At 56.1% G+C, this 26,944-nt stretch carries 21 protein-coding genes and 1 tRNA gene; 11 read left to right on the top strand and 11 right to left on the bottom strand.

All coding sequences use genetic code 11. The features are described from left to right. Positions 1 to 599: 599 nt before the first annotated feature. Genes glgB through E8M78_RS22245 form a run of 3 tightly spaced genes read right to left on the bottom strand, consistent with a single transcriptional unit; the run spans position 600 to position 9,393 of the window. A complete protein-coding gene (glgB, locus tag E8M78_RS22255; RefSeq protein ID WP_137137119.1) occupies positions 600 to 2,825 on the bottom strand; it encodes a 1,4-alpha-glucan branching protein GlgB in 2,226 nt (741 codons plus the stop codon). Beyond that, positions 2,822 to 6,106: a maltose alpha-D-glucosyltransferase gene (gene treS, locus E8M78_RS22250; RefSeq protein WP_137137245.1), complete on the bottom strand. Its 3,285-nt coding sequence runs from the start codon at positions 6,104 to 6,106 to the stop codon at positions 2,822 to 2,824. Before treS ends, glgB begins: the two co-directional genes overlap by 4 nt. A gap of 26 nt (positions 6,107 to 6,132) precedes the next feature. Further along, a complete protein-coding gene (locus E8M78_RS22245; RefSeq protein ID WP_137137118.1) occupies positions 6,133 to 9,393 on the bottom strand; it encodes an alpha-1,4-glucan--maltose-1-phosphate maltosyltransferase in 3,261 nt (1,086 codons plus the stop codon). Between the two features lie 297 nt (positions 9,394 to 9,690). On the opposite strand from E8M78_RS22245, the gene E8M78_RS22240 reads away from it, so the two are divergent. The 4 genes from E8M78_RS22240 to E8M78_RS22225 all read left to right on the top strand — a co-directional run bounded on the left by E8M78_RS22240 (position 9,691) and on the right by E8M78_RS22225 (position 11,969). Continuing rightward, positions 9,691 to 10,350, top strand: a complete 660-nt coding sequence (locus E8M78_RS22240; protein ID WP_137137117.1) for a thermonuclease family protein — start codon at positions 9,691 to 9,693, stop codon at positions 10,348 to 10,350. 150 nt (positions 10,351 to 10,500) lie between these two features. Next, positions 10,501 to 10,764 carry a DUF6074 family protein gene (locus E8M78_RS22235; RefSeq protein ID WP_137137116.1) on the top strand — a complete coding sequence of 88 codons (264 nt, stop codon included), beginning with the start codon at positions 10,501 to 10,503 and terminating at the stop codon, positions 10,762 to 10,764. 198 nt (positions 10,765 to 10,962) lie between these two features. Next, complete coding sequence (locus tag E8M78_RS22230; protein ID WP_137137115.1) at positions 10,963 to 11,661, top strand: LuxR family transcriptional regulator; 699 nt, start codon at positions 10,963 to 10,965, stop codon at positions 11,659 to 11,661. Between the two features lie 110 nt (positions 11,662 to 11,771). Beyond that, on the top strand, positions 11,772 to 11,969 hold the full coding sequence (locus tag E8M78_RS22225) for a hypothetical protein (RefSeq protein ID WP_137137114.1): 198 nt from the start codon (positions 11,772 to 11,774) through the stop codon (positions 11,967 to 11,969). Positions 11,970 to 12,099: 130 nt separating this feature from the next. On the opposite strand, the gene E8M78_RS22220 is transcribed toward E8M78_RS22225, so the two are convergent. Continuing rightward, positions 12,100 to 12,175, bottom strand: a tRNA-Lys gene (locus tag E8M78_RS22220). A gap of 239 nt (positions 12,176 to 12,414) precedes the next feature. On the opposite strand from E8M78_RS22220, the gene E8M78_RS22215 reads away from it, so the two are divergent. After that, positions 12,415 to 12,906 (top strand): heme-degrading domain-containing protein, encoded by a 492-nt coding sequence (locus E8M78_RS22215; RefSeq protein WP_137137244.1) that lies wholly within the window; start codon positions 12,415 to 12,417, stop codon positions 12,904 to 12,906. Positions 12,907 to 12,968: 62 nt separating this feature from the next. Here E8M78_RS22215 and E8M78_RS22210 read toward each other — a convergent pair whose 3' ends face one another. Then, positions 12,969 to 13,220 carry a GlsB/YeaQ/YmgE family stress response membrane protein gene (locus E8M78_RS22210; protein WP_137137113.1) on the bottom strand — a complete coding sequence of 84 codons (252 nt, stop codon included), beginning with the start codon at positions 13,218 to 13,220 and terminating at the stop codon, positions 12,969 to 12,971. Positions 13,221 to 13,479: 259 nt separating this feature from the next. Here E8M78_RS22210 and E8M78_RS22205 point away from each other — a divergent pair, with 259 nt between their 5' ends. From E8M78_RS22205 to E8M78_RS22195, 3 genes are all read left to right on the top strand, one after another. Next, entirely contained in the window at positions 13,480 to 15,927 is a 2,448-nt protein-coding gene (locus E8M78_RS22205; RefSeq protein ID WP_137137112.1) for a mechanosensitive ion channel family protein, read from the top strand. Positions 15,928 to 16,074: 147 nt separating this feature from the next. Further along, entirely contained in the window at positions 16,075 to 18,588 is a 2,514-nt protein-coding gene (locus E8M78_RS22200; RefSeq protein WP_137137111.1) for an FAD-dependent oxidoreductase, read from the top strand. Between the two features lie 146 nt (positions 18,589 to 18,734). Continuing rightward, on the top strand, positions 18,735 to 19,571 hold the full coding sequence (locus E8M78_RS22195; protein ID WP_137137110.1) for a response regulator: 837 nt from the start codon (positions 18,735 to 18,737) through the stop codon (positions 19,569 to 19,571). Between the two features lie 63 nt (positions 19,572 to 19,634). Here the strand turns inward: E8M78_RS22195 and E8M78_RS22190 are convergent, their stop codons facing one another. Both E8M78_RS22190 and E8M78_RS22185 read right to left on the bottom strand, forming a co-directional pair. Then, complete coding sequence (locus E8M78_RS22190) at positions 19,635 to 20,657, bottom strand: GlxA family transcriptional regulator (RefSeq protein ID WP_062554211.1); 1,023 nt, start codon at positions 20,655 to 20,657, stop codon at positions 19,635 to 19,637. Positions 20,658 to 20,819: 162 nt separating this feature from the next. Next, positions 20,820 to 21,011 carry a hypothetical protein gene (locus E8M78_RS22185; RefSeq protein ID WP_137137109.1) on the bottom strand — a complete coding sequence of 64 codons (192 nt, stop codon included), beginning with the start codon at positions 21,009 to 21,011 and terminating at the stop codon, positions 20,820 to 20,822. A gap of 181 nt (positions 21,012 to 21,192) precedes the next feature. Here E8M78_RS22185 and E8M78_RS22180 point away from each other — a divergent pair, with 181 nt between their 5' ends. Then, positions 21,193 to 22,080, top strand: a complete 888-nt coding sequence (locus tag E8M78_RS22180) for a LysR family transcriptional regulator (RefSeq protein WP_137137108.1) — start codon at positions 21,193 to 21,195, stop codon at positions 22,078 to 22,080. Positions 22,081 to 22,466: 386 nt separating this feature from the next. Here the strand turns inward: E8M78_RS22180 and E8M78_RS22175 are convergent, their stop codons facing one another. Beyond that, positions 22,467 to 23,243, bottom strand: a complete 777-nt coding sequence (locus E8M78_RS22175) for a formyl transferase (RefSeq protein ID WP_137137107.1) — start codon at positions 23,241 to 23,243, stop codon at positions 22,467 to 22,469. A gap of 252 nt (positions 23,244 to 23,495) precedes the next feature. On the opposite strand from E8M78_RS22175, the gene E8M78_RS22170 reads away from it, so the two are divergent. Continuing rightward, complete coding sequence (locus E8M78_RS22170; protein ID WP_137137243.1) at positions 23,496 to 23,618, top strand: entericidin; 123 nt, start codon at positions 23,496 to 23,498, stop codon at positions 23,616 to 23,618. 55 nt (positions 23,619 to 23,673) lie between these two features. On the opposite strand, the gene E8M78_RS22165 is transcribed toward E8M78_RS22170, so the two are convergent. After that, complete coding sequence (locus tag E8M78_RS22165) at positions 23,674 to 24,024, bottom strand: hypothetical protein (protein WP_137137106.1); 351 nt, start codon at positions 24,022 to 24,024, stop codon at positions 23,674 to 23,676. An 81-nt stretch (positions 24,025 to 24,105) separates the two neighbouring features. Then, the gene (locus E8M78_RS22160; RefSeq protein WP_137137105.1) at positions 24,106 to 25,101 is read right to left on the bottom strand and encodes a glycine betaine ABC transporter substrate-binding protein; all 996 of its coding nucleotides are present in this window, start codon (positions 25,099 to 25,101) and stop codon (positions 24,106 to 24,108) included. A gap of 503 nt (positions 25,102 to 25,604) precedes the next feature. Between E8M78_RS22160 and cobU the strand changes: the two genes are divergently transcribed. Beyond that, positions 25,605 to 26,132, top strand: coding sequence for a bifunctional adenosylcobinamide kinase/adenosylcobinamide-phosphate guanylyltransferase (gene cobU, locus E8M78_RS22155; protein WP_137137104.1), 528 nt, complete (start codon positions 25,605 to 25,607; stop codon positions 26,130 to 26,132). On the opposite strand, the gene E8M78_RS22150 is transcribed toward cobU, so the two are convergent. After that, complete coding sequence (locus E8M78_RS22150; protein ID WP_137137103.1) at positions 26,129 to 26,914, bottom strand: TSUP family transporter; 786 nt, start codon at positions 26,912 to 26,914, stop codon at positions 26,129 to 26,131. The two genes, cobU and E8M78_RS22150, sit on opposite strands and share 4 nt — an antisense overlap. Between the last annotated feature and the right edge of the window lie 30 nt (positions 26,915 to 26,944).

The following is a 26,944-nucleotide window of genomic DNA, read 5'->3' as shown; positions in this document are numbered from 1 at the left end:
CAACTCATGATGAGTAGGGGGTCCGCGAGCCCCTGACCGACGTCATGTCGGCTTTGCCTTGATAGCGTCTCGGTTTGACGCTTCTCAAGTATCGATTAACTTTCCCGCAGCCAAAGCTGACTGGTTTCTTAAGGAAAGGTAAAAGCCTGTTCCAATCCGGCGCATACAGTCCTCGATCACCCAGCCGAACTCCCAGGCTTCATGAAGAAGAGTAGTCTCTTCGCTCTGTTCGCCGGGATTCCGATTGGATTTTTAGGGGTTTTCTGACTGGTGAGACCCGAGGATGCGAGCCCTTGACCCGCGTTCCTGACAGTCGAGGATTGATTCGAGATTCATTTGCGTATCCTACAGAGTGCCGCGCATCCGTATGGATTCCCACAGGCTCTCCCATTCCTTCCAGACGCCCGCTGCCCTCTCCAAAACCGAATCGGGCGGGCACATCCGCGCCGCAGTGCGTGCTTCTATGGAACCTGTTAATCAATCACAAGTGTGATTTATCAAGATAAGACTTTGGTCCTTCCGTGGACAAAGGGTAGGCGAATCAATGAGTTCATGTTCCTGCTGCCTTCGTCGTTATGATAGTTGCATGCCTCCGGACGCTAGGCAGTGGGCACTTCATCCTGGCTGCATCGCAGGAATATCGTTGCGAGTGGTGGGATGGTCAAAAGCAGCGATTGCTGTTTTCCATGGCTGGGCACAGGTTCGCTGCAGACCTCTACATTGCCATGATTGCTGCCGCCGTAGACGGCAGCGTCGCTATTGAGAATCTCTCTCCAACATCCTGAAGCGGGCACGCCAATGCGGTAGCCGGTTCGCGGAACGGGCGTAAAGTTGGAGACAGCCAGCACCTGCCCATTGCCGCTTCTGTTTTTCCGCAGCATCGCGAAAATCGAGTTTTCAGCATCATCTGCGACGATCCAGTCAAATCCTTCTGGATGCAGATCGCTGAATTGAAGGGCCTCGTTTTCGCGATAGATCTTGTTCAGATCCCTGACGAGACGTTGAAGTCCAGCATGCCGAGGATCGTCCAGAAGATCCCAGACTATAGAGCCGTCGTGGTTCCACTCGGTTGTCTGGCCGATTTCGCTACCCATGAATAGCAGTTTTTTGCCGGGGTGCGCCCACATGAAGCCGAGATAGGCACGCAGATTGGCCAGTTTTTGCCAGTCATCGCCCGGCATTTTGCCGAGCAGAGAGCCTTTTCCATGCACGACCTCATCGTGAGAGATCGGCAGCATGAAACGTTCCGAGTAGGCGTAGACCATGCCGAAGGTCATCATGCCGTGGTGATACTTCCGGTAGATCGGCTCGTTCTGTATGTAATGCAGCGTGTCGTGCATCCAGCCCATGTTCCATTTGAAATCAAAGCCAAGGCCGCCTTCTTCCACCGGGCGGGTCACGCCGGGCCAAGCTGTTGATTCCTCAGCCACTGTGAACGCATGCGGGCATCGTTGATGGATGATGCTGTTGAGGTGTTTGAAGAACTCGACAGATTCAAGGTTCTCCCGCCCACCATATTTGTTCGGGATCCATTCCCCGGCGTCTCGCGAGTAATCCCGATACAGCATCGAAGCGACGGCATCGACACGCAGGGCATCGATGTGGAAGTGCTCCAGCCACTCCATGGCGCTTGCAATCAGGAAGCCCTTCACCTCATTGCGTCCGAGATTGTAGATCAGCGTGTTCCAGTCCTTGTGGAAGCCTTCTCGAGGGTCTTGATGCTCGTAGAGGGCTGTTCCGTCAAAGCGTGCGAGACCCCAGACGTCGGTGGGGAAATGCGCAGGCACCCAGTCCAGAATGACTCCGATACCGTGAGCGTGGCAGCGGTCGACAAAATAGGCGAGATCTTCCGGCGTGCCGTATCTACCGGTCGGAGCGAAAAGACCGAGTGGTTGGTAACCCCATGATCCGCCGAAGGGATGTTCCATGATTGGTAGCAATTCAATATGCGTGAAGCCGAGGTCTGCCACATAGGGAACCAGTCTCTGGCTGAGTTCTATCCAGTCGAGCCAGCGGTTACCTTCTTCCGGGATACGTACCCATGAACCAAGATGGACTTCGTAGACAGACATTGCCCCTTCGCCAGCACTGCGCTTTGAGGCGGTTCGCATCCAGTCGTCGTCCGACCATTGGAACGGGGTGCTGGAGGCGACGATAGATGCGGTTGCGGGGGCTGCTTCGCTGGCGCGCGCAACCGGGTCGGCCTTCTGTGAGAGTAGGTTGCCGTTTTGATCGACAATCTCGAACTTGTAGCGATCACCGGGGCCAATTCTGGGTATGAAAAGCTCCCAGATGCCTGCCTCTCGACGCAGGCGCATGGGATTACGTCGACCATCCCAAGAATTGAAGTCGCCGACAACGGACACCCGTTTCGCAGTGGGCGCCCAGACCGAGAAGCGAACGCCGTGTATGCCGTCCACCTCCATGGCGACTGCCCCAAGGGTGCGTCCCAAGGCATAGTGCGTCCCTTGAGATATGAGGTGAAGATCGAGTTCACCCAGCAGCAAGGGAAAGGCGTATGGATCTTCGGTTGTCTGATCAGCTTCCGGCCAATGGACGCTGAGCGCATAGGCGGCACCGTTCGGAACCGAACCTGCGAAGAGACCCGCAGGGTGGATGAGGTGCATCCGGGCCTGCACAGAACCGCTTGCCGTTTCCACCAGATCCACGCCCTCGGCACCCGGAAAAAAGGCACGGACGATCCGTGCACCAGACCCATCATGCGGCCCGAGGATGGAAAAGGGGTCGCCATGCTGTCCGGCTATCAGGGCCTCGATGGCATAGGGATCAAGACCGGCTGTCAATTCGGAGCGTTCGATGTTCATGCTGATCTTTCTGAAAGTCTTTCAACGATGGCCGCGAAGCCGCGGAGCGGGATGGGCAACCATTTGGGGCGGTTGCGGGCCTCGTAGGCGATCTCGTAAGCCGCCTTTTCCAGAAGGTAGAGATCGAGCATCTGCTGGCGCTTCACCGGATCGAACTGAAGATTCTTCGAATTGCCGATCGCCTGAAGATACCGCTCCAAGAAACGCTGTTCTGCCTCTTCCACAAAGCGGAGGATGGCCTCGCTTCGCTCTGGCGTGTGGGTCTCGGCCACGGCTTCGGTTTCCAGTTCTGCCGTTGCTGCGAGGTAGCTGAGGGAGCGCAGCAGACCTGCTACGTCACGCAAGGGAATCGTCTTTGCACGGCGATGCGCAAGGCTTCGCGCCGGTTCACCTTCAAAGTCGATGATGTAGGCATCATCCTCGGCAACGAGAACCTGACCGAGGTGAAAGTCCCCGTGATTGCGGATCATCATGGCGCCTTGGGCAGAGCGCGAAAGTTCGGTTGCCAGATCCAGCAAATGCTGCCGCTGGCGTAGGAGAGGGCGCACCATGGCAGCGACATCGGGCTCCAACTGCTCTATGTCCTCTTCGAGAATGCCCAGCGCCTTATCGATCTGGACGACGGCGCTATCGCGCCAGATGTTGCAGTTTTCCTCAAGCGCGGGCAGAGGAACGAAGTTTTCGTCATCTGTGTCCTGCGCCAGAGCTGCATGAAGTTCCCCCAGACGCTGGCCAAGTGTCGCGGTATAATTGATCAATGGACGCGTAAGATCCGCCTCCGCATCCGCATCTGGCTGGCTTATGGCAATGTCGTCCAGCACGCGGCGAAGGTTGGTCAACATCCAGGTCCAGGCGTCGCCCTGATTGCGGATCGCGCCTTGCACGATCATCAGCGTGAAGCGTTCGCCATCCGGTGAGGTGCGAACGACCTCTCCCAGCAGCGGCGCAGTGTTCTTATAACCGACTTGCGTCAGGTAGCGTGTCATCTCCGCTTCCGGGTGGATGCCGGGGGATATGTGGCGGATAAGCTTCAGCATGGCCATGTCTGCGATGATGAGGCTGCTGTTGGATTGCTCTGCCGACAGCCATCGCACAGGCAGATCATCCAAGATGCTCAAGCAATCGAGTTGATCGGTGCCGATGAATTCCAGCGTGCCGGTTCTTCCCGAAATGGTGGAGCGTTCGCACAAGCCGCGAATTACGCCCCGCGCCATGGCTTCGACGCTGAAGCCATCCGTCAAGAAGCCGACGCGCCTGCCTTGGCGTATACGCGCTAAAGCAAGCTGCTGTGAAAGTGCCGATGGCTGCAGATCATCCCAGACAGGCGTCAGTGGCACCAGATAGGTCTCAGTGTGACCTTCCAGTTCGGCTTCCAACTCACCCAACAGAATATTGTGCATGGTGCCCATAGGGGTCGCAGCGACCAGACGCGCCTCTTTCAGCCTCTCGCCTTTCGAGCCGAACCAGCGGCGCTTGGATAGGTATTCCGGCAGAATGGAGCGTGACAGGCTCTCCGCGAGACGTGGTTCGTCAACCAGTTCCGTCAGGTCGCGGCGGATGACCAGCGTCTGAAGGTCTGGCATCTGCTGCGGCGGCTCTGTCCTCCAGGCCGGACCATCCGCCTCCGCCACCAGCTGGAACCAATAGAAAGAAAAAGGCGGGAGCGTCAGAAGGTAAGTGAGTTGCCCGATGGGCGGGAAGGGCGACATGCCCGTAAGTTCGATTGGGACGCGATCTTCGAATTCGGCCAAATCCAGCTCCACGGCCTGCGGCAGGCGGGAAAGATTGGCAACGCAGAGAATTGTCTCGCCGGTATATTCGCGGAGATAGGCAAGGATCTTACGGTTACCGGGGGTGAGAAAACGCAATGAGCCGCGACCGAAGGCTGGATGGCGACCGCGCAGTGCCAACATGCGGCGGGTCCAGTTCAGCAGCGAATGCTGGTCCACGCTCTGCGCTTCTACGTTGAGCGCTTCGTAGCCGTAAAGCGGGTCCATGACCTGCGGCAGAACAAGCCGTGCCGGATCTGCGCGCGAAAAGCCACCATTTCGATCCGGTGACCATTGCATCGGTGTGCGCACGCCATCACGATCACCGAGATAGATATTGTCGCCCATGCCGATCTCATCGCCATAGTAGAGCACGGGCGTTCCCGGCATGGAGAGCAGCAACCCGTTCATGAGTTCCACGCGCCGCCGGTCCCGTTCCATCAAGGGAGCAAGGCGGCGGCGAATGCCGAGATTGATGCGGGCACGGCGGTCTGCCGCATAGGTATTCCAGAGGTAATCACGCTCCTCATCGGTCACCATTTCGAGCGTCAGCTCATCATGGTTGCGCAGGAAGATGGCCCATTGGCAGTTTTCCGGAATTTCCGGGGTTTGCCGCATGATGTCGGTGATCGGGAAGCGGTCTTCCTTGGCAATGGCCATGTACATGCGCGGCATCAGCGGGAAGTGAAACGCCATGTGGCATTCGTCACCTCCACCGAAATACTCGCTTGTGTCCTCCGGCCACTGGTTTGCTTCCGCTAGCAGCATCTTGCCGGGATGGGTGGCATCGAGTGCGGCGCGGATCTTCTTCAGGATATCGTGCGTCTCTGGCAGATTCTCGTTGATTGTGCCCTCACGCTCCACGAGGTAGGGAATGGCATCAAGACGGAAGCCGTCTATTCCTGTTTCCAGCCAGAAGCGCATGACATTCAGCAGCTCTTCCAGAACCTGCGGATTGTCGAAATTGAGGTCCGGCTGGTGCGAATAAAAGCGGTGCCAGTAATAGGCCCCAGCGACCGGGTCCCATGTCCAATTCGATTTTTCCGTGTCAAGAAAGATAATGCGGGTTTCCGGGAACTTCTGATCCGTATCTGACCAGACGTAGAAATCGCGCTCCGGCGATCCTTCCGGTGCGTTGCGCGCACGCTGAAACCATGGATGCTGATCGGAGGTGTGGTTGATGACAAGCTCGATGATGACCCGGATGTTACGGCTGTGGGCAGCCGCCACGAATTCCCGGAAGTCATCCATAGTCCCATAGTCTGGGCTCACCTCGCCGTAGTCGGCGATATCATAGCCGTCGTCCCGGCGCGGCGAGGGAAAGAAGGGTAGCAGCCAGATGGCTGTCGCCCCAAGCGATGCGATATGATCGATCTTTTCTGTCAGGCCCCGAAAATCACCAATCCCGTCGCCATTGCTGTCGTAGAAGGATTTGACGTGCAACTGATAGATGATGGAATCCTTGTACCAGAGCAGGTTCTGGTCGGACTGCTGTCCATGGGGTGTCTGCATCATGTCCACGGTTACGCTCCCTGTTCCTATCGCACGCGCCAGATCGAGAAGGGCATCTGCGGCTCCAGCCGCAGATGCTGCCACTTGCCGGTCAGCGAAAATTTCTGACCGCCGATCAGGTCTTCCAGGTTAAGCGTGCCATGGTCCGGTAGGTTCCATGCCCAAAGCGGTATCTCTACATCTGCCTCCTGCGCATGATACGGATCGAGGCTCACGCCAATCAGCAGGACATTGTCTCGCGACGGATTCGACTTCTCATAGAAGATGATGTTGTCGTTGAAGGCGATCAGCTGGCGCAGTCCAAGATGGGAATGCAGAGCCGGGTTTTCGCGCCGGATGCGGTTCAGCATTGCGATCTCACCCTGGATGTTGCCGGGGCGGTCGTAATCCCAAGCGCGAATTTCGTATTTCTCCGAGTCTGCATACTCCTTGCGTTTTACATCGGGTCGGCCCTCGCACAGCTCGAATCCGTTATAGACGCCCCAGAGACCAGAGAGTGTTGCAGCCAGTGCCGCGCGGATGAGATAGGCGGGACGCGGGGCGTTCTGCAGAAAGTCCGGATTGATATCATGCGTGTTGACGAAAAAGTGCGGCCGGAAGAAATCCTTCGGCGCTTCTATCGTGATTTCGCGCATGTAGGTTTCCAGCTCCCACTTCGTATTCCGCCAGGTGAAGTAGGTGTAGGACTGTGAGAAGCCGACCTTCGCCAGCCGGTACATGACCTTGGGGCGCGTAAAGGCTTCCGACAGGAAAATGACGTCTGGGTGCCGGTTGCGAATATCGGCGATGAGCCATTCCCAGAAGGGCAAGGGCTTTGTGTGCGGGTTGTCGACGCGGAAAAGCTTGACGCCTTGATCAACCCATTTTTGCACCACATCGCGCAGTTCGATCCACAGGCCCGGCACTGCGTCCTTGGCGTAGAAATCGACATTAACGATGTCTTCGTATTTCTTTGGCGGATTTTCCGCGTAGCGCACGGTGCCGTCGGGTCGCCAGTCGAACCAGCCGGGATGCTGCTTCAGCCAAGGGTGGTCGGGAGACGCCTGAATTGCCAGATCAAGCGCAATTTCCAAACCGTGACGCTTGGCCTCCTCTATCAGGCAGCGGAAGTCCTCGAAGGTTCCAAGTTCCGGGTGTATTGCATCATGACCACCCGCCTCAGAACCGATGCCGTAAGGGCTGCCAGGGTCATTAGGCCCCGCGATCAGCGAGTTATTCCGCCCTTTGCGATTGGTCTTTCCGATCGGGTGGATGGGTGGAAAGTACAGAACATCAAACCCCATGTCCCGAATGGCGGGTAAACGCTTGATCACGTCATCGAAGGTGCCGTGGCGATTGGGATCCCCACTCTGTGAGCGGGGGAAGATCTGATACCAGCTTGCGAACGCTGCGCCTTTCCGCTCCACCTCCACAGGCATCGGAGTGGAGCGAATACGATGAGGCCGACTATCTGCCTTTGCCATCAGTTCAGCAGTTTCAGGTGCCAGCAGGTTGGCAGTGTGGGCCTGCTCAGTCCCTTCGTTCAGCTTGGCCGCCAGACCCTCAAGTTCTTGCCGCAGGCTGCCCTCCGCGCGATCACGGGCCGCCTGCACAAGCAGTATTCCCTCCCGAATCTCGAGCTTCAGATCCAGTCGCGCGTCGTGTTTCTTGCCGAACTCATATCGAAAGATCTGAAACGGGTTTCGCCAGGTTTCAACCGTGAATTCGTGACGCCCCATACGCTGCGGGATGAACTCTGCCTGCCAGCGGTCGTTGAGGACGAGGCGCATGGGAACCTCTGTCCAGCCGTCTTCGTCGGCAGCACGCCAGAAAAGTGCCGCAGAGATCGGGTCATGCCCATCGCCAAAGAGATCGGCTTCGACAGTGATCGTCTCGCCCGCAATACGCTTGATGGGGAACCGGCCGCCATCCACCGTGGGTGTGATGTTTTCGATCGCAAGACGTGGACTTTGCGCTGCCTCAGCAGCCTCTGCAACGTTCAGGACACCGGTTATCGATTGCGATTGTATCCCTTCGAGGATGCGAAGCTCGGCGGGCTTCAGGATATTCAGCTGCGTCGAATTAACGGTTGAATTGCTTGCGTCTCGGAGCGGGAGGAAGCCTGAAGCTGCTTCCTGCACGGCGCTTAGCGGTGCTTTTACCGGGCGGCGAAAATCAGTGTTCGCCAACAAGACGCTGATGTGGCTGGAGACGCGAAGATCTTCCTGATTCGACCGGAGGAGGACCAACGCCTGGCTTTTTCCGGTCGAAACGAGATGAAGATTGGGTGCTGCCTCCGGTTTCCGCTGTTCAAGCATGTGATTGGCCTGACGAATTTCACTTCGCAGGTCATAAGTGGAGGCCGCCTTCAATCGTCGCAAACCTTGTCCCGACCCGTATGTCGGATCCAGAGGCACGGGGTCGCCAAACTCGAAACCCATGGGGATCATCAGTCCTTGGCCGATCTGTTGGGCAAGCGAAAGACGAAGCCTCGCGCGTCGCAGGCGAATTTCGACGCTATCGATGCCATGCGCTACACGTTTGCCGTAGGGCGCTTCGGGAAAGGCAATCTGAGCTCCAAAAGGCCGCTGAAGGACGTATTCCTGAAGAAACCAGCGCTCTTGAAGATCCCACCATGCGAACGACGAAAAGCAGCCGGCAAACTTCTCGGTTGCAAGCTGCTTACGCAAGGCAAAGTCTGTTCCCGGCGTCCAGGCAAGAAAATCTATGTTGCTGCCAGCCGCCGCGATCCGGCTCCATGTGGATACAGGGAGTCGGTTCAGGCCGAGGCAGCGAAAGCCAGAGATACCGCTTTCCACAAGGCTGCGCACCCGTTCCTCCCAGTTGCGAATGTGCTGTTGCTGTGCGTCTGCCGCCAATGAGGAGATCGATTGTCCGCCTGCAGTCAGCGGAGACTGGCGCGGATCTGCAACGGGGGCGGCCTCGTTGAACGGAACAGCAATGCGGTCCGGCACAATATCCATCATGAAACGCAAACCTTCCGCGCGCGCCATGCTTGTCAGTTCGCTCGTCGCCTGCTTCAGATCGCTCGGTAGCCCCAGGCGGTTGTCGGTGGCGTCCAAGTCACTGGATACGAAAACACTGCCACCCTGGGCTCGTTGCGAGAGCGGTGCCGAAAGCACGGTATCGAATCCCAGTTCAGCGGCATGACTGAATATCTCCTGCCATTGATCCAGACCGTAGAGCGCCAGGGGGTGAACGTAATAAATCCTTGTAAAGCCGGTGCTTGATGAGGTGTCTTTGTGAGCGTTGGTATGCTGAGAATAGGATGCCGTGTTGAATTGCATGGTGCCGCCTACCGTAATGACTGGGGGCCTAACGTTGCGGCTTGGGGCTTGTTCCTTCGGATTTTTGGCAACTATCGGCAACATTAGTACCCGCCCTAGGCATCACTGGATGGCGGGTTGCTTGGGCGCGGCCCGTCCATCGATCCGTCACGGGCTGCTGAACAAGCTGTGGATGGGGACGGGGGCGATTGCGGTTTCGGCCACGGTGGCGAACAGGGTAAAGACGCCCTTAACGAAACCGTGAGACCTGTTTCGCTATGGTCCGAGGCACATGATTCAAGATGTGAGGTGCAAACCATGGCCGCTGCATCAGGCAAGGCACGCCGCAAGCGTCGCAAATCCAGTACCGGCTCCAAAGCCCGTGGTGCCTTGTGGCCATGGGTCGCAGCGCTGGCGGTGGTGGGCGGCGGGATCGCCATCTCCGAAAACATGCAGACCGTCCGGCGCTGGCTTCCGGCATCCTGGAATCTGAAGCCAGCGAGTGCGCCTGCGAGTTCTGGCAAGGATACAAGCGCACCAATTCCGCCCGCCAACATTCCGGCGCCGACCACAAAGCCAGCGGGCGAACTGGCAAAGGTCGTACCCGCCGATCTGGTCGGCAAAAGCTTCAGCGGCACCTTCTATTTTTGTGGCACCTCCGGCCTCGACAACTGCGTCGTTGATGGTGCCACCTTCTGGTTCCGCAAGCAGCAGATCCGCCTGGCCGATGTGTCGGCGCCACGCACGGAAGATGCGGCTTGCCCGCAGGAGCGCTCCAAAGGGTTTGCCGCCAAGGTTCGCCTGCGTGACCTGCTGAACGCCGGACCTTTCGAACTGACGGACTGGCCTAACAAAAATGAAGATGGCGCCGGACGACAATTGCGTGTCGTCATGCGCAACGGCTCATCAATCGGTCAACAACTCGTGAGGGAAGGGGTTGTGCATCGCGTAACGGAAACCTCCAAGCCCTGGTGTTGACGTTACGTGAGGTCAATTCGGTGCAGGGACGCGTGCCGCAGCGGTACATCACTTCAAATGAGGCGACCGTGTTTAGAATTTGAGAACCACTTCAGGCGATTGTGTGCAGGTAGTTCAGTTGATTCGGGCGTTTCGCGTACAGGAGAGGTCATGACGCTTGCACATTTTCCCGCCGACCGGCGGATGGCGGATATACGGCGTTGTGCTCAGGTTCTTCTGAACCTTCACGGAGAGGAAGCCAACCGTTACTGGCGCAGCCAGATGGCCGATTTCTCTGCCCGTCTCTCGCGGCTCGGCACCTCTGCGGAAGAGGTGTCCCATCAGGCGGGCCTTTTCATGAATGCTGTACAGATGGAGTTGCAGCGCCTGTTTCTGGAAGAAGTCGACCAAGCTGCGCTTGACGCAAGGGCTTAATCGACGGGCAGTCATCTGTTCGTCCATACCAGCCGTGATCTGTAACTTCAATTCGGAGCGCGTGGCCTGATTAGACGACATGCTGCGCTCTTTCGTGCTTGCTTCGGATAGATTACTCGATAGATTTTATCCTTTATAAATTCGGGAATGCCCTTATCATCTCAGTGGTGTTCAGCGATTTAATGCGGATATTTTCAATTGAGGCATATTCTATATTATCTTGATCCCTCGGTCACTGTTGAACAATGCTTGCTCCAGATCCGCGATCATTACGAAGTATCTCATGTTACGTATAACTTCTTTCGTTTTTCAATCGGCGGGTTGGATAATCCGTGGGTAAAGACAACCTATCCCGCGTCATGGGTCGGTTCCTATATCACGCGCGGGTATGTATCGATTGATCCGGTCGTCCGTTTTGGAAAACTGCGCGACACTCCGTTCCAGTGGTCCGATCTCAAGGGTGAGGCTGGCTACGATGAAGTCTTCGGCGCTGCTCTAGACTACGGGATTGGCAGCAACGGTTTTTCCATACCCATATCGGACACCGACACGCCGCGCGCAATGCTGAGCATTAGTTCCATGGCGAACGATTGCGATTGGCAAGCCATGGCGGAGCGGCATTTCGAGGACTGGGTCGCTTTGGCGTCAGCCGTTCATGAGCGGGCGGTGATCGAGGCTTTCGGTCACCAGTCTCCACGGCCGCGTCTCAGTCAACGCGAGCTACAATGTCTTGAATGGGCTGCGCGTGGAAAAGCGGCGAAAGAGATAGCGGCGATTCTTGAGATCTCTCATCACACAGCGCGCGCCTATCTGAAGGCTGTCCGGCAAAAGCTGGATTGTACAACCATATCCCAGGCTGTTGCATCTGCCATCCGTTACCAGTTGATCGAGCCGTGATACCCTCAATTTGGGTAGCCATTCGATGGAATAGGCCGCCCCTCGTCTCTCCTGTATCAGTCAGTTCCAAAACCGCCAAAAGCCATCCGTGGTGAGGAAGTCTGACGCCTATGCCGAGGAATACAAAGAGACCAGAAGAACAAGGCTCCACGGCGGATCGCCATACACCTTATCGCAGTTCTATTGGTCCCCTGATCGAACAATGGAAAAGGATGCATAAAACAACTGTGGCAGCTGACGAGAAGCCGAAACCAGTTCGCTACGGCTATGACCCGGATCAGATAGACGCGGATGCGGTGAAGAAATGACGAGCGGTATCCGATGCAATCGCAAACGAATTCACCTGATAGATATCTCAAGCAACAAGAGGAGGTGAAAGGCGACAGATAGACAAAAAGCCATAACCGTCCAAAGTAATATTCAACCTGTTTAAAGGTTTGGTGGGTGATGTAGGGCTCGAACCTACGACCCGCTGATTAAGAGTCAGCTGCTCTACCAACTGAGCTAATCACCCATCCCCGTCAGCGCTTGGTGTTGTGTGCGCCGCTGGTGTGAGGGGGCGTATAAAGAGGTCTTTTGACCTTGTCTAGCGGCCTTTTGAAAAAAGTTGGATGCAGCTTGCAGAAAAATGGAGAGAGATCGCCAAAACACCTGAAAATCCGGGATTCTTGGCTTCAAGAAAAAATGCAATTTCATCCCATCGAAAATTGTCTGTGGCTGCCTTACTGTTCGATGCAACAGGAGAGCATGCATATGACGACACAAAACGATCTCGAGATTATCGCCAGTCAGGAGAAACTGCTGGAGTTTGACCACTTCGATCTCGCGCGCGCATGGTCGCTGGGATCGCGGTTGCGAGATATCGCGTCGGCGCGGTCTCATATTCTGGCCATCGACGTTTACATCAACGGCATGCAGGCCTTCTTTACCAGTCTGCCGGGAGGTAAGCCGGATTTCGAACACTGGATCCGCCGCAAGCGTAATCTCGTTTTGAGGTTCCACCGTTCAAGCTATGCGATCGGTCTCGATCTTGCTCAGCAGCAAACGACGCTTGAGAGCAAATGGGGCCTGCCCGTTGCAGATTTTGCGCCTCATGGTGGCTGCGTTCCCATCAGAGTGTCGGGCGTAGGTTGTATTGGCGCATTGACCATTTCGGGATTGCCGCAACGGGAAGACCATAATCTCGCGATCGAGGGACTGGCTTTGGAACAGGGCGTTTGGAACGATATTCCGAAATTGCCCTGACCACCAATGAAAGAGGCCGGACATTCGCCCGGCCTTCTTACAAATCAGAACTGAGCAGTGCCCTATCGCCTGATGGCGCGACCGATGGCAATTAGAATGCAGGCGCCGATGAATCCGGCGATCAGATAGCCGATCCAGCCGCCAAGCCCGACGCCGAGTAAGCCAAGGATGGCATTTGCAACGATTGCGCCGACGATACCGAGCAGGATGTTCATCAGAACGCCCATATTGCTCTTCATGAACTGTTCGGCCAACCAACCGGCGATGCCGCCGATGATGATTGCTGCGAGCCAGCCGATACCTGCGTTTTCCATGGACCTTACCCTCATTTCGATGTTCGATGTTCGATGGCTGGACAACGGCTTGTGATCGATTTTGTTCCGTGGTTTGCCTGTGCCTTAGTTCTGCCGGTTGCTTTGGCTTTGTGAGCGGTCCATTGCGAATCAGACGAGTTCCTGTTCCTACCGATGAGAAGTAACGCTTCCGCCATCCTGTTTTTCGAGGTTTGCACCATTGCGGCTGAATGAGAGATCTTGCAGAAACGCTTTCCGGCGCATTGTTGCCGGGGTGTTGATGACCCTGGTGCTTGTCGGCAGCCCGTCCGGCTCCCTGGCACAAAGCGCGCCCGAAGCTGCACCGGCCGCCGCGGCTGGCGCGAGTGCTGCACCTAAATCCAAGACCCAAACAACGATCACCGAAGCGAAGAAGGCGCTGGGATCGATTACGGCGCGTTCGAACGCGCAGGGCGTCGATGACATGCAGCTTGCCGAGCTCAAGGCGCAGGCGGATGATCTTGTCACGCGGCTCAGCGAGCATCTGGGCAGCCTCAAGCAGCGGCTTGATCAAATCAATGCGCGCGTGAAAGAGCTTGGAGAGCCGCCGCAGGACGGGCAGCCACCGGAAGCGGCGGTTGTCACCGAAGAGCGAAGCCGGCTTGCGGCGGAGAGGGGGGAACTGACCGCTTTCTCCAGCGAACTCGGGCAGATCTCGAATGGCGCGAAGGAACTCTCTGCCAAGATTACCGAGCAGCGCCGAAGGTTGTTCTCTGATGTTCTGCTCAAGCATACGGATCTCTCTTGGGGTATGCTGGCCGATGCGGGCTCGACATTCTGGCATGAGGTAGATACGTTCCAAGAGACGATGGCGAGCTGGTTGAGCTTTGCCTGGAAGTTCAAGAAACTGCAACTTGTGGGTGCCGTCTTCCTGTCGATCGGCGCTGCCCTCTTCTTCCTTGCAGGCGGCTATCGCATGCTGGGAAAGATGGTCAAACGCGATCCGGCAATCGACAATCCGCCCTATATCACGCGCCTGTCCTTTGCTTTCTGGTCGCTCGTACTCCAGACTTTTTCGCTGTCCGCCTTTATGCTGGCGACGTTTTTCTTCATGGATAGTTTCGGTGTCCTGCGGCCTGACATTCGCCCCCTCGTTGGCACCTTCCTCGGCTTCATCTGGGTGGTCGTCTTCGTTGCCCGTCTGAGCTATCTCGTGCTGGGTCCAGAACATCCGCACTGGCGGCTCATTCGCCTATCAAACAGAGGTGCCAAAGTCCTGTTCTGGCTGATCCTCGCGATGGCTTTGATCAATGGGCTTGATTTCGCATTGACCGAAGTCAGCGAAGCGTTGAATTCGCCGGTCGTTCTTTCCATCGCCAAGAGCCTGATTGCGTCGGTCCTCATCGGCGTCATCCTGCTGGCCATGTCATTCCTCAAGCCGGTGTTGGCCGAGGACAGGGACCCCGATGCTCCCGGTCGCTCGTGGCCCAGAGGGTTTCCGCTCGCTCTCAGGGCGCTCGGCATCGCGCTTCTTCTGGCGGCGCTTTCCGGCTATGTCGGGCTGGCGCGTTTTTTCTCCACACAGATCGTGCTCACCGGCGCATTGGTTGCTACCGGATACATCGGCATCCTGTCGGGCAAGGCTGTTGGCAAACAGGGCGCATTTGCCAGCACCTCGGTCGGCAAATATGTCGCCGTGCGTTTCAAGAGCAATGAGATTATCCTCGACCAGATCGGCCTGGTGGCGGGACTCAGCATCTATGCCTTTTCGGTCATCATCGTTGTTCCCGTCATTCTGTTGACCTGGGGGTTCCAGACACAGGACATCAAGGCCGCTGCCATCCGTCTTTTGACGCAGATTTCGATCGGCAACATCAATATCTCGCTGATCGGAATTCTCGTCGGCGTCCTGCTCTTCATGGTTGGCTATCTGGTGACGCGGTTTGCGCAACGCTGGATCGATCGGAACGTGATGGCGCGTAGCCAGGTCGATGCAGGAGTCCGCAACTCCGTCAAGACGGGTATTGGTTATCTCGGCATGGGCCTTGCTGTCGTGATCGGCGTGTCCGCCGCGGGTATTGATCTGTCGAGCCTTGCGCTTGTTGCCTCCGCTCTGTCTGTCGGTATCGGTTTCGGTCTCCAGAACATCGTCTCGAACTTCGTGTCGGGCCTCATTCTCTTGGTCGAACGCCCGTTCAAGGTGGGCGACCACATCATTACCGGCACGACCGAAGGTATCGTGAAGCGCATATCGGTTCGCGCAACGGAGATCGAGACGTTCCGCAAGCAATCGATCATCGTGCCGAACTCTGACCTCATCAACGCGGCCGTGGGCAACTGGACGCACCGCAACCGCATGCAGCGTTCCGAAATCCCCGTTGGCGTTGCCTATGGAACGGATCCGCGACGCGTCATCGAGCTGCTTCTGGAACTTGCCGGGGCCGTGCCGCAGATCCTGCGCAATCCTGAGCCACATGTGGAGTTCCTGCGCTTCGGAGCTTCGTCGCTTGACTTCGAATTGCGTTTCCATGTTGCCGACATCAGCGATGGTATGAATATCAGGAACGCGTTGCGGGCTGAAATCCTGCGACGCTTCGAGGAAGAAGGGATCGAAATTCCCTACACCAAGCAGGACATCAACGTTCATGGCACGCTTTACACCATGCGTGCGCCAGCCTCGGAAAAAGAAAAGCAGTACGAACCCAAGGATGTGCACGATCGAGAAGCCGGGGAGGCGCCTGCAAGCTGACAAATGGAAAGTTCGGAGGCGTCGCGGCAAGCCGTAAGCATGTCGTAAACAGGCGTTTGGCAGCGCGCGTGTAATTGCATAGTCGGGCCATGCAATCAGGCCCGGAGAACGCGCTTCGTGTCCGGGTCTCATCAGAGGGGTTTTTCGATGAAAACACATGCGAGGGCAGTCGTCGTCGGTGGCGGCGTTGTCGGCGTTTCGACGCTCTATCACCTGGCGAAGAAGGGTTGGAGCGACGTTGTTCTCATCGAACGCAAGGAGCTGACCTCCGGTTCTACCTGGCATGCCGCCGGTCTGCTGCCCCTGTTCAACCTGTCCTACTCGGTCGGCCAGCTGCACAAGTATTCGGTCCGCTTCTACGAAGAGCTGCAGGAAGAGACCGGCATGAATGTCGGTTTTGCGAAAGTCTCCAATATTCGTCTCGCGCGGACCAAGGACCGTTGGGACGAATACATGTATTATGCCGGCATCGCCGAAACCATCGGTGTCAAGGTCAACATCCTCACACCGGAGCAGGTCAAGGAGGTCTGGCCGCTCTGTGAGACCGAGGGGCTTCTTGGTGCGATCCAGCATCCGGACGACGGCTATATTCAGCCAGCCGACCTGACTCAGGCGCTTGCCAAGGGTGCGCGTGATCGCGGCGCCACAATCTACCGAAATACGACCGTCACGGGCATAGAACAGCAGGTGGACGGCCTGTGGAAGGTGACGACCGACAAGGGTGAAATCACCGCCGAGCACATCATCTCCTGCACCGGTTCGTTTGCCCGCAAGACGGGAGAGATGGTGGGTATCAATATTCCGGTCATCCCTGTCGAGCACCAGTACATCGTGACCGAGCCGCACCCGGCAATCCAGGAGCGTCGCAAACAGGGCCTGCCGGAAATGGGTGTTCTGCGCGAGTCTGACTCTGCGTGGTACATGCGCGAGGAGGCGGGTGGTCTCATCCTCGGACCTTACGAGGTTGGCGCACCGGTCTGTTATGTCGACGGTCCTTCCGACCAGAGCGAATATGAACTATTCCAGGAAGATCTCGACCGCCTGATGCCGCACATCGAAACGGCTATCGCCCGTGTGCCGGCCTTTGGCGAAGTTGGCATCAAGAAGGTCTATAACGGTGCGATTGCCTATACGCCGGATGGTAATCCGATTGTCGGACCTGCTCCGGGCCTCAAGAATTTCTGGCTGAACGAGGGCCACTCCTTCGGCATCACTGCGGCAGGCGGCGCGGGCTGGCAGTTGGCCGAGTGGATCGTGGATGGTGAGCCGACCGTCGATCTCATGGGCGTAGATCCGCGCCGTTTCGGTCCCTATGCGACGGAAGGCTATCTGATCGCCAAGAACGAGGAAGCCTATGCCAACGTCTTCACCATGCACTATCCGGATGAAGAGCGTGCTGCCGCCCGTCCGCTGAAGACGACGCCGATCTATGATCGCCTGAAGAAGCTGGGCGGTGTCTTCGGCTCTCTCTATGGCTGGGAGCGTGCCAACTGGTATGCGCCGGAGGGCTATGAACTGCCGGAAAGCGAAAAGGGTGTCGGTGCGGACGTCATCACCAACCACAATTATGCGCCGCCGCTTGAGGATGGTCGTTATGTTGAGAAGTGGTCGTTCCGTCGCTCCAATTACTGGGAGCATGTCGGCAACGAGGTCAAGAACGTCACGAACAATGTCGGCGTCCTCGACATGTCGCCTTTCGCCAAAATTGAAGTGTCCGGTTCTGGCGCGCGCGCGTGGCTAGAGAGCATCTTTGCCAATGCCATCCCCAAGAAGCGCGGTCGCATCACGCTTGCCCATATCCTGACGCCTGCGGGCGGGGTGCGCGCGGAGTTCACGATCTATGAATGGGCGCCAGGACGCTTCTACATGGTGTCTGCTGGTGGTCTGGAAGCGCATGACCACGATCTCTTGCACCGTTTAGCTCCCCAGGATGGCTCTGTTGTTCTTCAGCCGATCACGCAGAAATACGGCGTTCTGGTTCTGGCAGGGCCGAAGTCCCGGCAGTTGTTGAAGAAGCTGACGCGCACCAGCCTAGAGAACAAGGATTTCCCCTGGCTTACAGGCAAGCAGATCTCTGTTGGCGTCGCGACCGCACATGCGCTCCGCGTTAACTTCGTTGGCGAATTGGGCTGGGAATTGCATCATCCCATCGAGATGCAAGCCTATATTTTTGACAAGCTCATGGAAGCCGGTGCCGAGTTCGGCATCAAGCCGTTCGGTATTCGCGCCATGGTCTCCATGGCGGTGGAGAAGTCCTATCGCAACATGGGGCGCGAGCTTTCCATCGAATACAATGCTTATGAATCCGGGCTCGATCGCTTCATCAAACCTGAAAAGAACTTCATTGGCCGTGACGCTCTTGTCGCCTACAAGGAAAACGGCGTGAAGTGGGTGTTCAGCACTCTGGAGGTGAAGGGTACGACGGATGTCGATGCGCGCGGCTCTGAGGCAATCTACGATCAGGCCGGCGAACTGGTAGGCCGAGTCACGAGTGGTGGCTACGGCTGGCGCTGCGGGAAATCGCTCGCACTTGCGATGCTGAAGCCGTCTCACTCTGGACTGGGTACCCAACTGAAAGTGAAGATTCTTGGCACAGTCTATGAGGCGGAAGTCGTCGACGAAAGCCCGTTTGATCCGGATAATGCCGTCTTGCGCGCCTGATCAAGAATTGATTGACCATATTCGGGAAAGCGGCTCTAGAAGGCCGCTTTTTTGTTGAATTCATCGCCGCTGGTCTTGCGCGCTTAATGTTTCTTCAAGTCCCGGTGCTTTAGCCTACTGGAAGTCAAGGAGCTAGGGGGCAAACGATGACTTATCTGGGCGTATCCGGGATGCAGTATACAGGCGAGCAGTTTCCGGATGCTCGGATCATCGTTGCCGAAGACTCCAACGTCTTCACGTCCATGATCCGTCAACGTTTGAAGGAAATCTTCGGGATTGATGCGGAAATCTGCCGGACCTATGAAGACCTCATGATGGCAAACGAGTTGTCTGATGTGCCTGTCACCCTTGCGATTTCCAACATTAACCTGCCAGGCGCAGAGAATGGCGAGGCACTGAACTATCTCGTCGATCTCAACATTCCGACCATTGTCTTCACAGGTACCTTTCAGGAGCACACACGGGAAAAACTGCTCGCGAAAGACATCGTCGACTATATTTTGAAGGACAATGTCTTCGCAGTCGAAATGCTTGTCGAATCCGTCTGCCGCTTCCTGACGAACCATCGTCACCATGTGCTGATCGTTGATGACAGTCCGACAGCGCGCGCGCTCCTCTCGACCCGCCTCAAGCGTTACAATTTCCGTGTCAGCGTTGCCGAAAGCGGCGCCAAGGCCATCGATATTCTGAAGAAGAACCCGGATATCGGTCTGGTCGTGACAGACTACAACATGCCGGATATCGATGGGTTCGAACTGGCAAGGCGGATTCGCTCCGTTCGCGGGTCTCATGAGTTGCGCATCATTGGCGTGTCGTCTTCGACAGACCGCCTGCTGTCGGCCCGCTTCCTGAAAGCTGGCGGCAACGACTTCATGTTGAGACCGTTCATCGACGAAGAATTCTATTGCCGCGTGAACCAGAACCTCGACACGCTTTTGCAGATCAAGTCCCATCAGGCTGCTGCGCGCCGCAGCGCCGCCTGATATCTCGGCAGTTTAAGGGCCATGAGACGGCCGTGCCGGCACGTGCGGCAATATCATGCCGTCTCATGCCGGAACCAGTGTTCGCGGCGTATTTGAGACCAGTTTGCGTTCAGCGCGTTCCTGCTGCGGTGAACGGTTATAGACTTCCCGGTAACATTTCGAAAAATGCGATGCCGACACGAAACCGCAGGCCACGGCCACTTCTACGATTGGCATCGAAGATTGAACCAGAAGATGCCTTGCGCGGTCGAGACGGATTTCCAGATAGTAGCGGGCAGGGGATCGCCCCATTTCCTGGCTGAACAGGCGCTCGATCTGGCGGCGTGAAAGGTCAACGCTGTCGGCAATATCAATGAGCGACAGCGGTTCCGAGAGATTGCTCTCCATCAGTTCAATGATTTGCAGAACTTTGTTGTTTTGCACACCCAATCGCGCGCGCAAAGGAAGCCGCTGACGGTCATGCGGGTTTCTGACGCGATCCGTCAGTTGTTGTTCGCAGACCCGGTTGACCAGCGTCTCGCCGAAGTCCTGACCGATCAGGTTCAGCATCATATCCAGCGAGGCCGTTCCGCCCGCGCAGGTGTAGAGATTGCCATCGACCTCGTAGAGATCGGCATAGACCTCGGCCTGTGGAAAGGCTTCGGCAAAGCCGGGCAGATTTTCCCAATGGATGGCACAGCGCTTGCCGTTCAGCAGGCCGGCCTGCGCTAGCACATGCGCGCCCGTACAGAGGCTACCAACGGAAACGCCCCGATTGTAGGTTTCTCGCAGGAAAGCAAAAACGGACTTGTTGTTAAAGCTCTCGACATTGATGCCGGAACAGATGAGCACCATGCTCGGTCGCTGCTCGCCGCTCAGGTTGCGTCGCTCGTCGGCCAGCGAGGAATCGACTTCCAATGCGATTCCGCTCGAGGAGTAGACCTTTTGCCCATCGGCGGAGGTCAGTCGCCAGTCATAGGCCTTGTATCCCAACATTCTGTTGGCAATACGAAGAGTTTCGACAGCCGCTGAAAAAGGAAGAAGTGTAAACTCCGGGATCAGGAAAAAAACCAGCGTACGTTTTTTGACCGGTGGCTTTATGGTCATTGCAGGGGCTCCGTGGCAAGGCGTCTATTCCTCGCGTGAAAGAGGCTGCCTTGAATGTGCTCAATCCGACATTGATACATTCATTTGCGACATGCAAGATGTCGCAAGATAGGCAGCCTCATCCTCCTGCGTATTTGAAAGGCATTCCGATTAAACTCTGTTTCAGTTGCCCGTTTGCCAGCCGATATCCTTGCGGACTTCCATTGGAAGCGCTTCAAGAATGGCAAGCGCCTTGCGCTTTCTGTGGGCCGAAATCAATTCTGAAGCCTTACCGATGATAGCCGACAAAAAACTGTCCCTTACGCGGCTTGCGGTTATCAATGATGATGCTGAGTGTGAACCTGCGAAAGCCATGATCATGCTCCTTTCCGGCTTATGCCATGGAAGGATGCGCTCATTGAACGCTTTCTACAATTTGATTGTTTTCATCTAAGTCATCATTTTTCGTGATGTTTTCTTGAGGAATGTCTGAATTGACTATAAGCCGCTTGAAATGATATCATTATAAATATCAGAATTTCTGAAAGTTATCATAATGAACGGGCCGTTCCGCGCAACCCTGCCGCTTCTCGATAACGACGTGATGAGAACGTTTGTCGCGATTGCGGATACCGGCAATTTTTCGACTGCCGCTGAAGTTGTCCTACGAACGCCTTCCGCAGTCTCAATGCAGATCAAGAAGCTGGAAGACCAATTGGGGACCACGCTTTTTCTCAGGGATGCGCGGTCTGTTGCGCTGACGCCTCAGGGCGAGGTCTTGTTGACCTATGCACGACGGCTGATCGCTCTTTCGAATGAGGCCGTATCTCGCTTCATCATGCCAGAGCTTTCCGGCGTGGTCAGACTTGGCGCGCCGGATGACATTGCGGAGCGTTTACTACCGGGCATTTTGAAGAACTTTGCCTCAAAATTTCCTGGTATCATGGTCGATGTCACGGTCGATGGGAGCGTGCGACTGCGTCGCCAGATGGAAGAGCAGCGCTTCGATCTCGTTTTGATGAATAGCGTCTGGCGTCCGCTACCGACGGAAGGTGAAGTGGTTTTCGAGGACAAGCTTGTCTGGGTCGGGGCAAAGTGCGGAACGGCACACATGCGTGACCCGTTGCCGCTATCGATCTGGGAAGATGGCTGCTTGTGGCGGCAGGAGGCGCTGAACAGACTGGAAGATATGAGGCGTCCCTACCGGATTGCCTATCTCAGTGCGAATACTATGGCGCAACGTGCTGCCATCGTATCTGATCTTGCGATTGCTCCGATGGCTCGGTCCTATGTCTCGGATGAGATGGCTATCCTGGGACCAAAGGAGGGGCTTCCAGAATTGATGTCCTTTGATGTCAGAATGGTCGTTGCGCCGGACCTCTCCATTCCCGCTAAAGCGGTGGCAGATTCAATCCGCGAGTCCTATGCCCAACTGAACGCCTGACGCTCTCTGAATGCGCATGACATTTCGGAGCATTCTCGACTTGAGCGACTGAAAATGCTCCGGACGTCGGTATTCAATTACGTGAGCTTGACTATGCTCCGGACCTGTCCGTCACGTGTAGTGAAAAATCGCCAGGGAAAGTACGGCGGTTACGGATACGAAGGCCCAGCCGAGGCGAAACAGCACACGCCGACGATGGTCATTTCCAGTCCAGTCATAATGCATTTCTAAAAGCCTCAAATATATGTCGTCACCCCACATCATGCGGTTTTCGACAGCGTGGATAGGCGTTCTGCCTAACTATCCCTATACTCTCTGCAACCTGCGTGAGACTGACCTGGATCAAGTTTGACAACCGGCTGCAAAATTTTGCGAGTTGGAGAGTCTTACCAGATTGATTTGGTCACGCCATTGAAAAGATATGTCCACAGGGGCGGCGGAAAGCGCAGGCGGGAGGGCCCGGATGGTGTATAAGGCTTCGCGGTGCCATGAAGGACTGAGGTCAATGTTTGAACCGTAGGATCGACGCTGGCTGCGGTGAGCAGCAAGGGATAGGTCGAGATCGTATCACTCGTTGTCGGCTTCACCCTAACCTCGGCGAGTGTATCGCCGGTATCCGTGCCGGCATCCACATAGTGGAGGGTCGCTCCGAAATTGTCTTCGTCATCCTCCACGCGTGCCCAGTAACCTCCCATTTGCCCTCGATAGTTCGGATTTATCCCGGCGTGGAAATTGACGATTGGGCAGGGAATGATCGCCAGTGTGCTGCGAGACAGGATCCGACAAGAGATCGAAAAGAGGATATCAGGCTTTGCCAGCAGGATAGCTGCGTGCGCATCCGGGTCGTTGAGGGATGCGACACGCGTCACAGGCACGGTCGGTAGCGGCTGCGATATCAGCCCGTACTGTGTAATGATTTCTTCTGACCGTTGCTGCGTGATGCGCTTGCCGAGGCGGGATACGATCATGGTGCCCATTTGCCCAACCGCTTGCAGCCAGCCCAGCCGTCGCGCACGGCGCTTCAGTACATCGGTTTTGCTCTCGTAGTTCTCCTGAATTACTGTCAGGTTGGGAAAATGGGCTTGGAGAGCGTTGATCATGACCTGCGGATTAAGGCCGCCCGCAGTCAACACAACGAGTCTTGCAGGGTTCGGCGCCGTCATCGGATTTTCCGCTCATATGAATGTTGAAGGCATGTGTGATCGACGATGGTGTTATCCGAAAAACATATCGTTAACGCTGCAAGCATGGTTTCCCGAAAACCGGACGGCGTCTCAAAAACTGTGTCACTTCACTGTGAACCTTTTCACATCCCGCGCGTTACTGCGCCGGAAAACATAATTTCCGGTTCTGTGTCGTTCAATTCGGAGACTTTCAAAATGACGCTCAAGACAGTTACGGTTATCGCTGCTCTCATGGCAACCGCCGCTTCGCTCGCATCCTGCGGCAACACGATCCGCGGCGTTGGCCAGGATGCCGCCAATACCGTGAACGCTACGCAGGACGCCGGTCGCAAGGTAGAGCGCGCTGCTCGCTAAAAATTTAGCTGCGGGAGAGGCAGAAAAACTTCTCCCGCGCATAGTCTTCCGGAGATCAGATCTTTGCTGCCGGATAGGCGCGTTGCAGCCCGCCGGACCTGTTATAGCCCTCGCGGAAGGCGATGAAGGCCGGATGTTGACTGGACTTGGCCGCCTCGCTCAACCGGATCTGGATCCGCGCCGGAGCTGCACTTCCAATCCATTCCCCTACTTTCTGAAGCTTGAGAGTGTTGAGAAAACGCCCGGCAGCCGCTCGGTCCAGATAGAGATGCAAGCCGTCGAGTAGCACGTCGTCCGAGGACGGGTTATCCATCATCAACTTGAGCCAGCTTTCATTTTCAGGTGACATGGATGCCAGTGCATCTGCCACGCTTTCGCGATTACCAATTGGTGCCACAGTACTCATTATCCTATTCCGCTCGCATCGATTGTCGAATCGCGCTGCAGGATAGGCGCAGAGTTGTTGCGGCTCAACCACGTCAGTCTACTACAAAACAGGCTTGATCTTGTCGGCAACGAAAACTGGAAGCCAGCGGGTCCAGACATCAAGGTTATTTTGCAGAAAATACTTTGCCGCTTCCTCATCGCTGGCCTTGTTCTCAGCTTGCCACGCCATGAGCGAGCTTATCGTTGCGTTGCCCCATTTCCGTTGCTTCAGGTATTCGGTCACAGCTGGATCGCGCCCTGCGAAGGAACTGGTCATGATCGTGAAGGTCTGTGATATTGGATAGGAGTTTATCTTGGGGTTGGCACAATCAGCTTTTGAAGTGCAGGTATCCCACTCGGTTTGATCAAAGGGCACATCGAAGGAGAGTTTCACCATAGGGTGTTGGGCAAGAATTGTCGTGGGCGCCCAATAATATCCAATCCAGCCCTTCTTCTCCTTGAGAGCCTTTGACAGGCCAGCGTCCAGATCGGCCGCAGACCTGGCTGGTTGCAGCTTGAAGCCCTTGGCCGCTGCTCCGATAGCTTTGAAAAGATGGCCGGTTGAAACGCTGCAGTTCCAGTCGGCAGGACAGCTGTGAACGATAGGTTCACCGCTTTCTGCGTCCGCAAATAGCTCCGGCTTCTTTAATGCATCGGCAACGGTCCTCATCTCGGGATGAGCATCTGCGAGATATTTTGGCATCCACCAGCCTTCGACCGCGCCATCAGCCAAGATCTCTGCGCCTTGAACAATTTTACCCGAAGCATAAGCTGCGGTAAGGCCTTCACTGTGATCGTTCACCCAATATTCTGGCGCAACATCCGGCGTACCAGTCTCAATCATCGAGGTGACGGTCGAGATCGCGTCCCCTTCTACCAGTGTGACCCTGCAGCCATAACCGGCCTCCAGAATAATTTTGTCGACATTGGCTGCGATTGCTGCCGAGTTCCAGTTCATCCTGGCGATCGTGACGTCTCCGCACTCATTTGCCTTCGCAAAGTCGAAGCTGCCGAGGCAGGCAAATGCCGCTAATCCAGTCATCGCCAGAAGTTTCATCGTCCCAGCCTCCCACTGCCATCCAACTTATTGCTTCGGTTATAGGTACAGGTTTGTAAAGGAATTAGGTCACTCCGTACAAAATGACCCGATTCATGAAATAACCCAACAGATTAAAGCGAAATGTCACTCTGAAGTGATGACCGGTCGCCATGACATTGGTCGCTCTTCACAAACCAGGCTGACCTATGCATGAACATGAAATCAGACGATCCGCTAACCAGCCGGTAAGGATTTTTGCGTTATCCATCTCGCACGGCGAACAACGCCATGGCTCCGGCAGGTAGTGCGTACCGGGGCCAATCAGTTTCACCCTTCGAGACAGGGTATCCTCTTGAAACGCCCGATTGTCCTGATACAATCAGGACATCGGTGATGGTTTTGCATCATAAAGATATGCACCTGCGAATTCGGCTACGATGAGCCCGGCGGCAACCTCTTTCGCTACGAATGTGCCGCTTTCGTAAGCCTTCGCAGGTGTTTTTGTTTCAGGTGTCAGGAAAATGAGCGATTCACCCCGACCGTACGTGACCTTTGTTCTCGGCGGGGCGCGTTCTGGCAAATCGCGGTTTGCTGAAGGACTTGCATTTCAAACGGGCCTCGAGCGGCACTATCTGGCAACGTCGCAGATCTTCGATGATGAAATGCGCGAGAGAGTGGCGCTGCATCGCGAGCAACGGGGCGCGCACTGGACGACGCATGAAGAGCCGATGGCCCTCGTCGAAACGCTCGCTGGCATACAGTCTGCGGATCGAGTGATTCTCGTTGATTGCCTGACGCTATGGGTGACTAATCTGATGATGGCCGAGCGTGATGTTTCACTCGAAAGTGCGCGCCTGATCGATAGTCTCGCGGCTGGAGCAGGCCATTTCGTTTTCGTCTCGAACGAGGTGGGTCTTGGCATTGTACCGGACAACCGCATGGCGCGACAATTTCGTGATCATGCCGGTCGCCTGCATCAAACGCTGGCTGCCAAGGCCGATGATGTTTTCTTCATTGCTGCCGGATTGCCACTGAAAATGAAGGGTTAAATGCCCAGCCAGATACGGATCGGATGGGCTGGATCTGCCAGCAGTTTGGTAGCGAGTGCGACGCAGGAGATGACGAGCAGCGGCTTGATGATTTTTGCGCCGCTTCGCATCGCCAGACTGGAACCGATCTGTGCTCCGATCAATTGCCCGACGCCCATCAGCAATCCTACCTTCCAGAGAATCGCACCATTGACGGCAAAGACGGCGAGAGAGCCAAGGTTAGAACCCAGGTTCAGCAGCTTCGTATGTGCGGTCGCCTTCAGCATGCCGAAACCTGCCAGCAACACAAAGCCCAACATGTAAAAAGAACCGGCGCCGGGGCCGAATACGCCGTCATACAGTGCGACGACCGGCACCGCCGTGACTGCGAACACAGCAGGTGAGATGCGGCGGGTGCTATCCTGATCGGAGAGATTTGGCTTGAATGCGAAGAACAGCGCGATCCCGACGAGAAGAAACGGAATGGCTGCGCCGAGAAACCTGCCCGGCACATGCGAGGCGATCAATGCACCGGTACCGCCGGCCGCAAAGGCAATCAGCGCCATCGGCAACTGTGTTGAAAGCTTCACATGTCCCTTTCGTGCATAAGCAATCGTAGCTGATGCCGCACCGAATGGACCTTGTACCTTGTTCGTTGCCAGTGCTTCCAATGGCGGGAGCCCCGCAAGAAGCAGGCAGGGAACGGTAATCAGCCCGCCGCCCCCTGCAATAGAATCAACGAATCCTGCAACGATGGCGGCGAGAAACAGGAACAGCAGCAGGTGAGTGGCGATGTCGTGCACGGGGATGGCTCGGTGATGGAGGCAGGCGTT

The organism is Rhizobium sp. FKY42 (assembly GCF_005222835.1).
GTDB lineage: Bacteria > Pseudomonadota > Alphaproteobacteria > Rhizobiales > Rhizobiaceae > Neorhizobium.
Note: the sequence above shows the minus strand (reverse complement) of the source record. Positions and strands in the feature narration are given on the sequence as shown.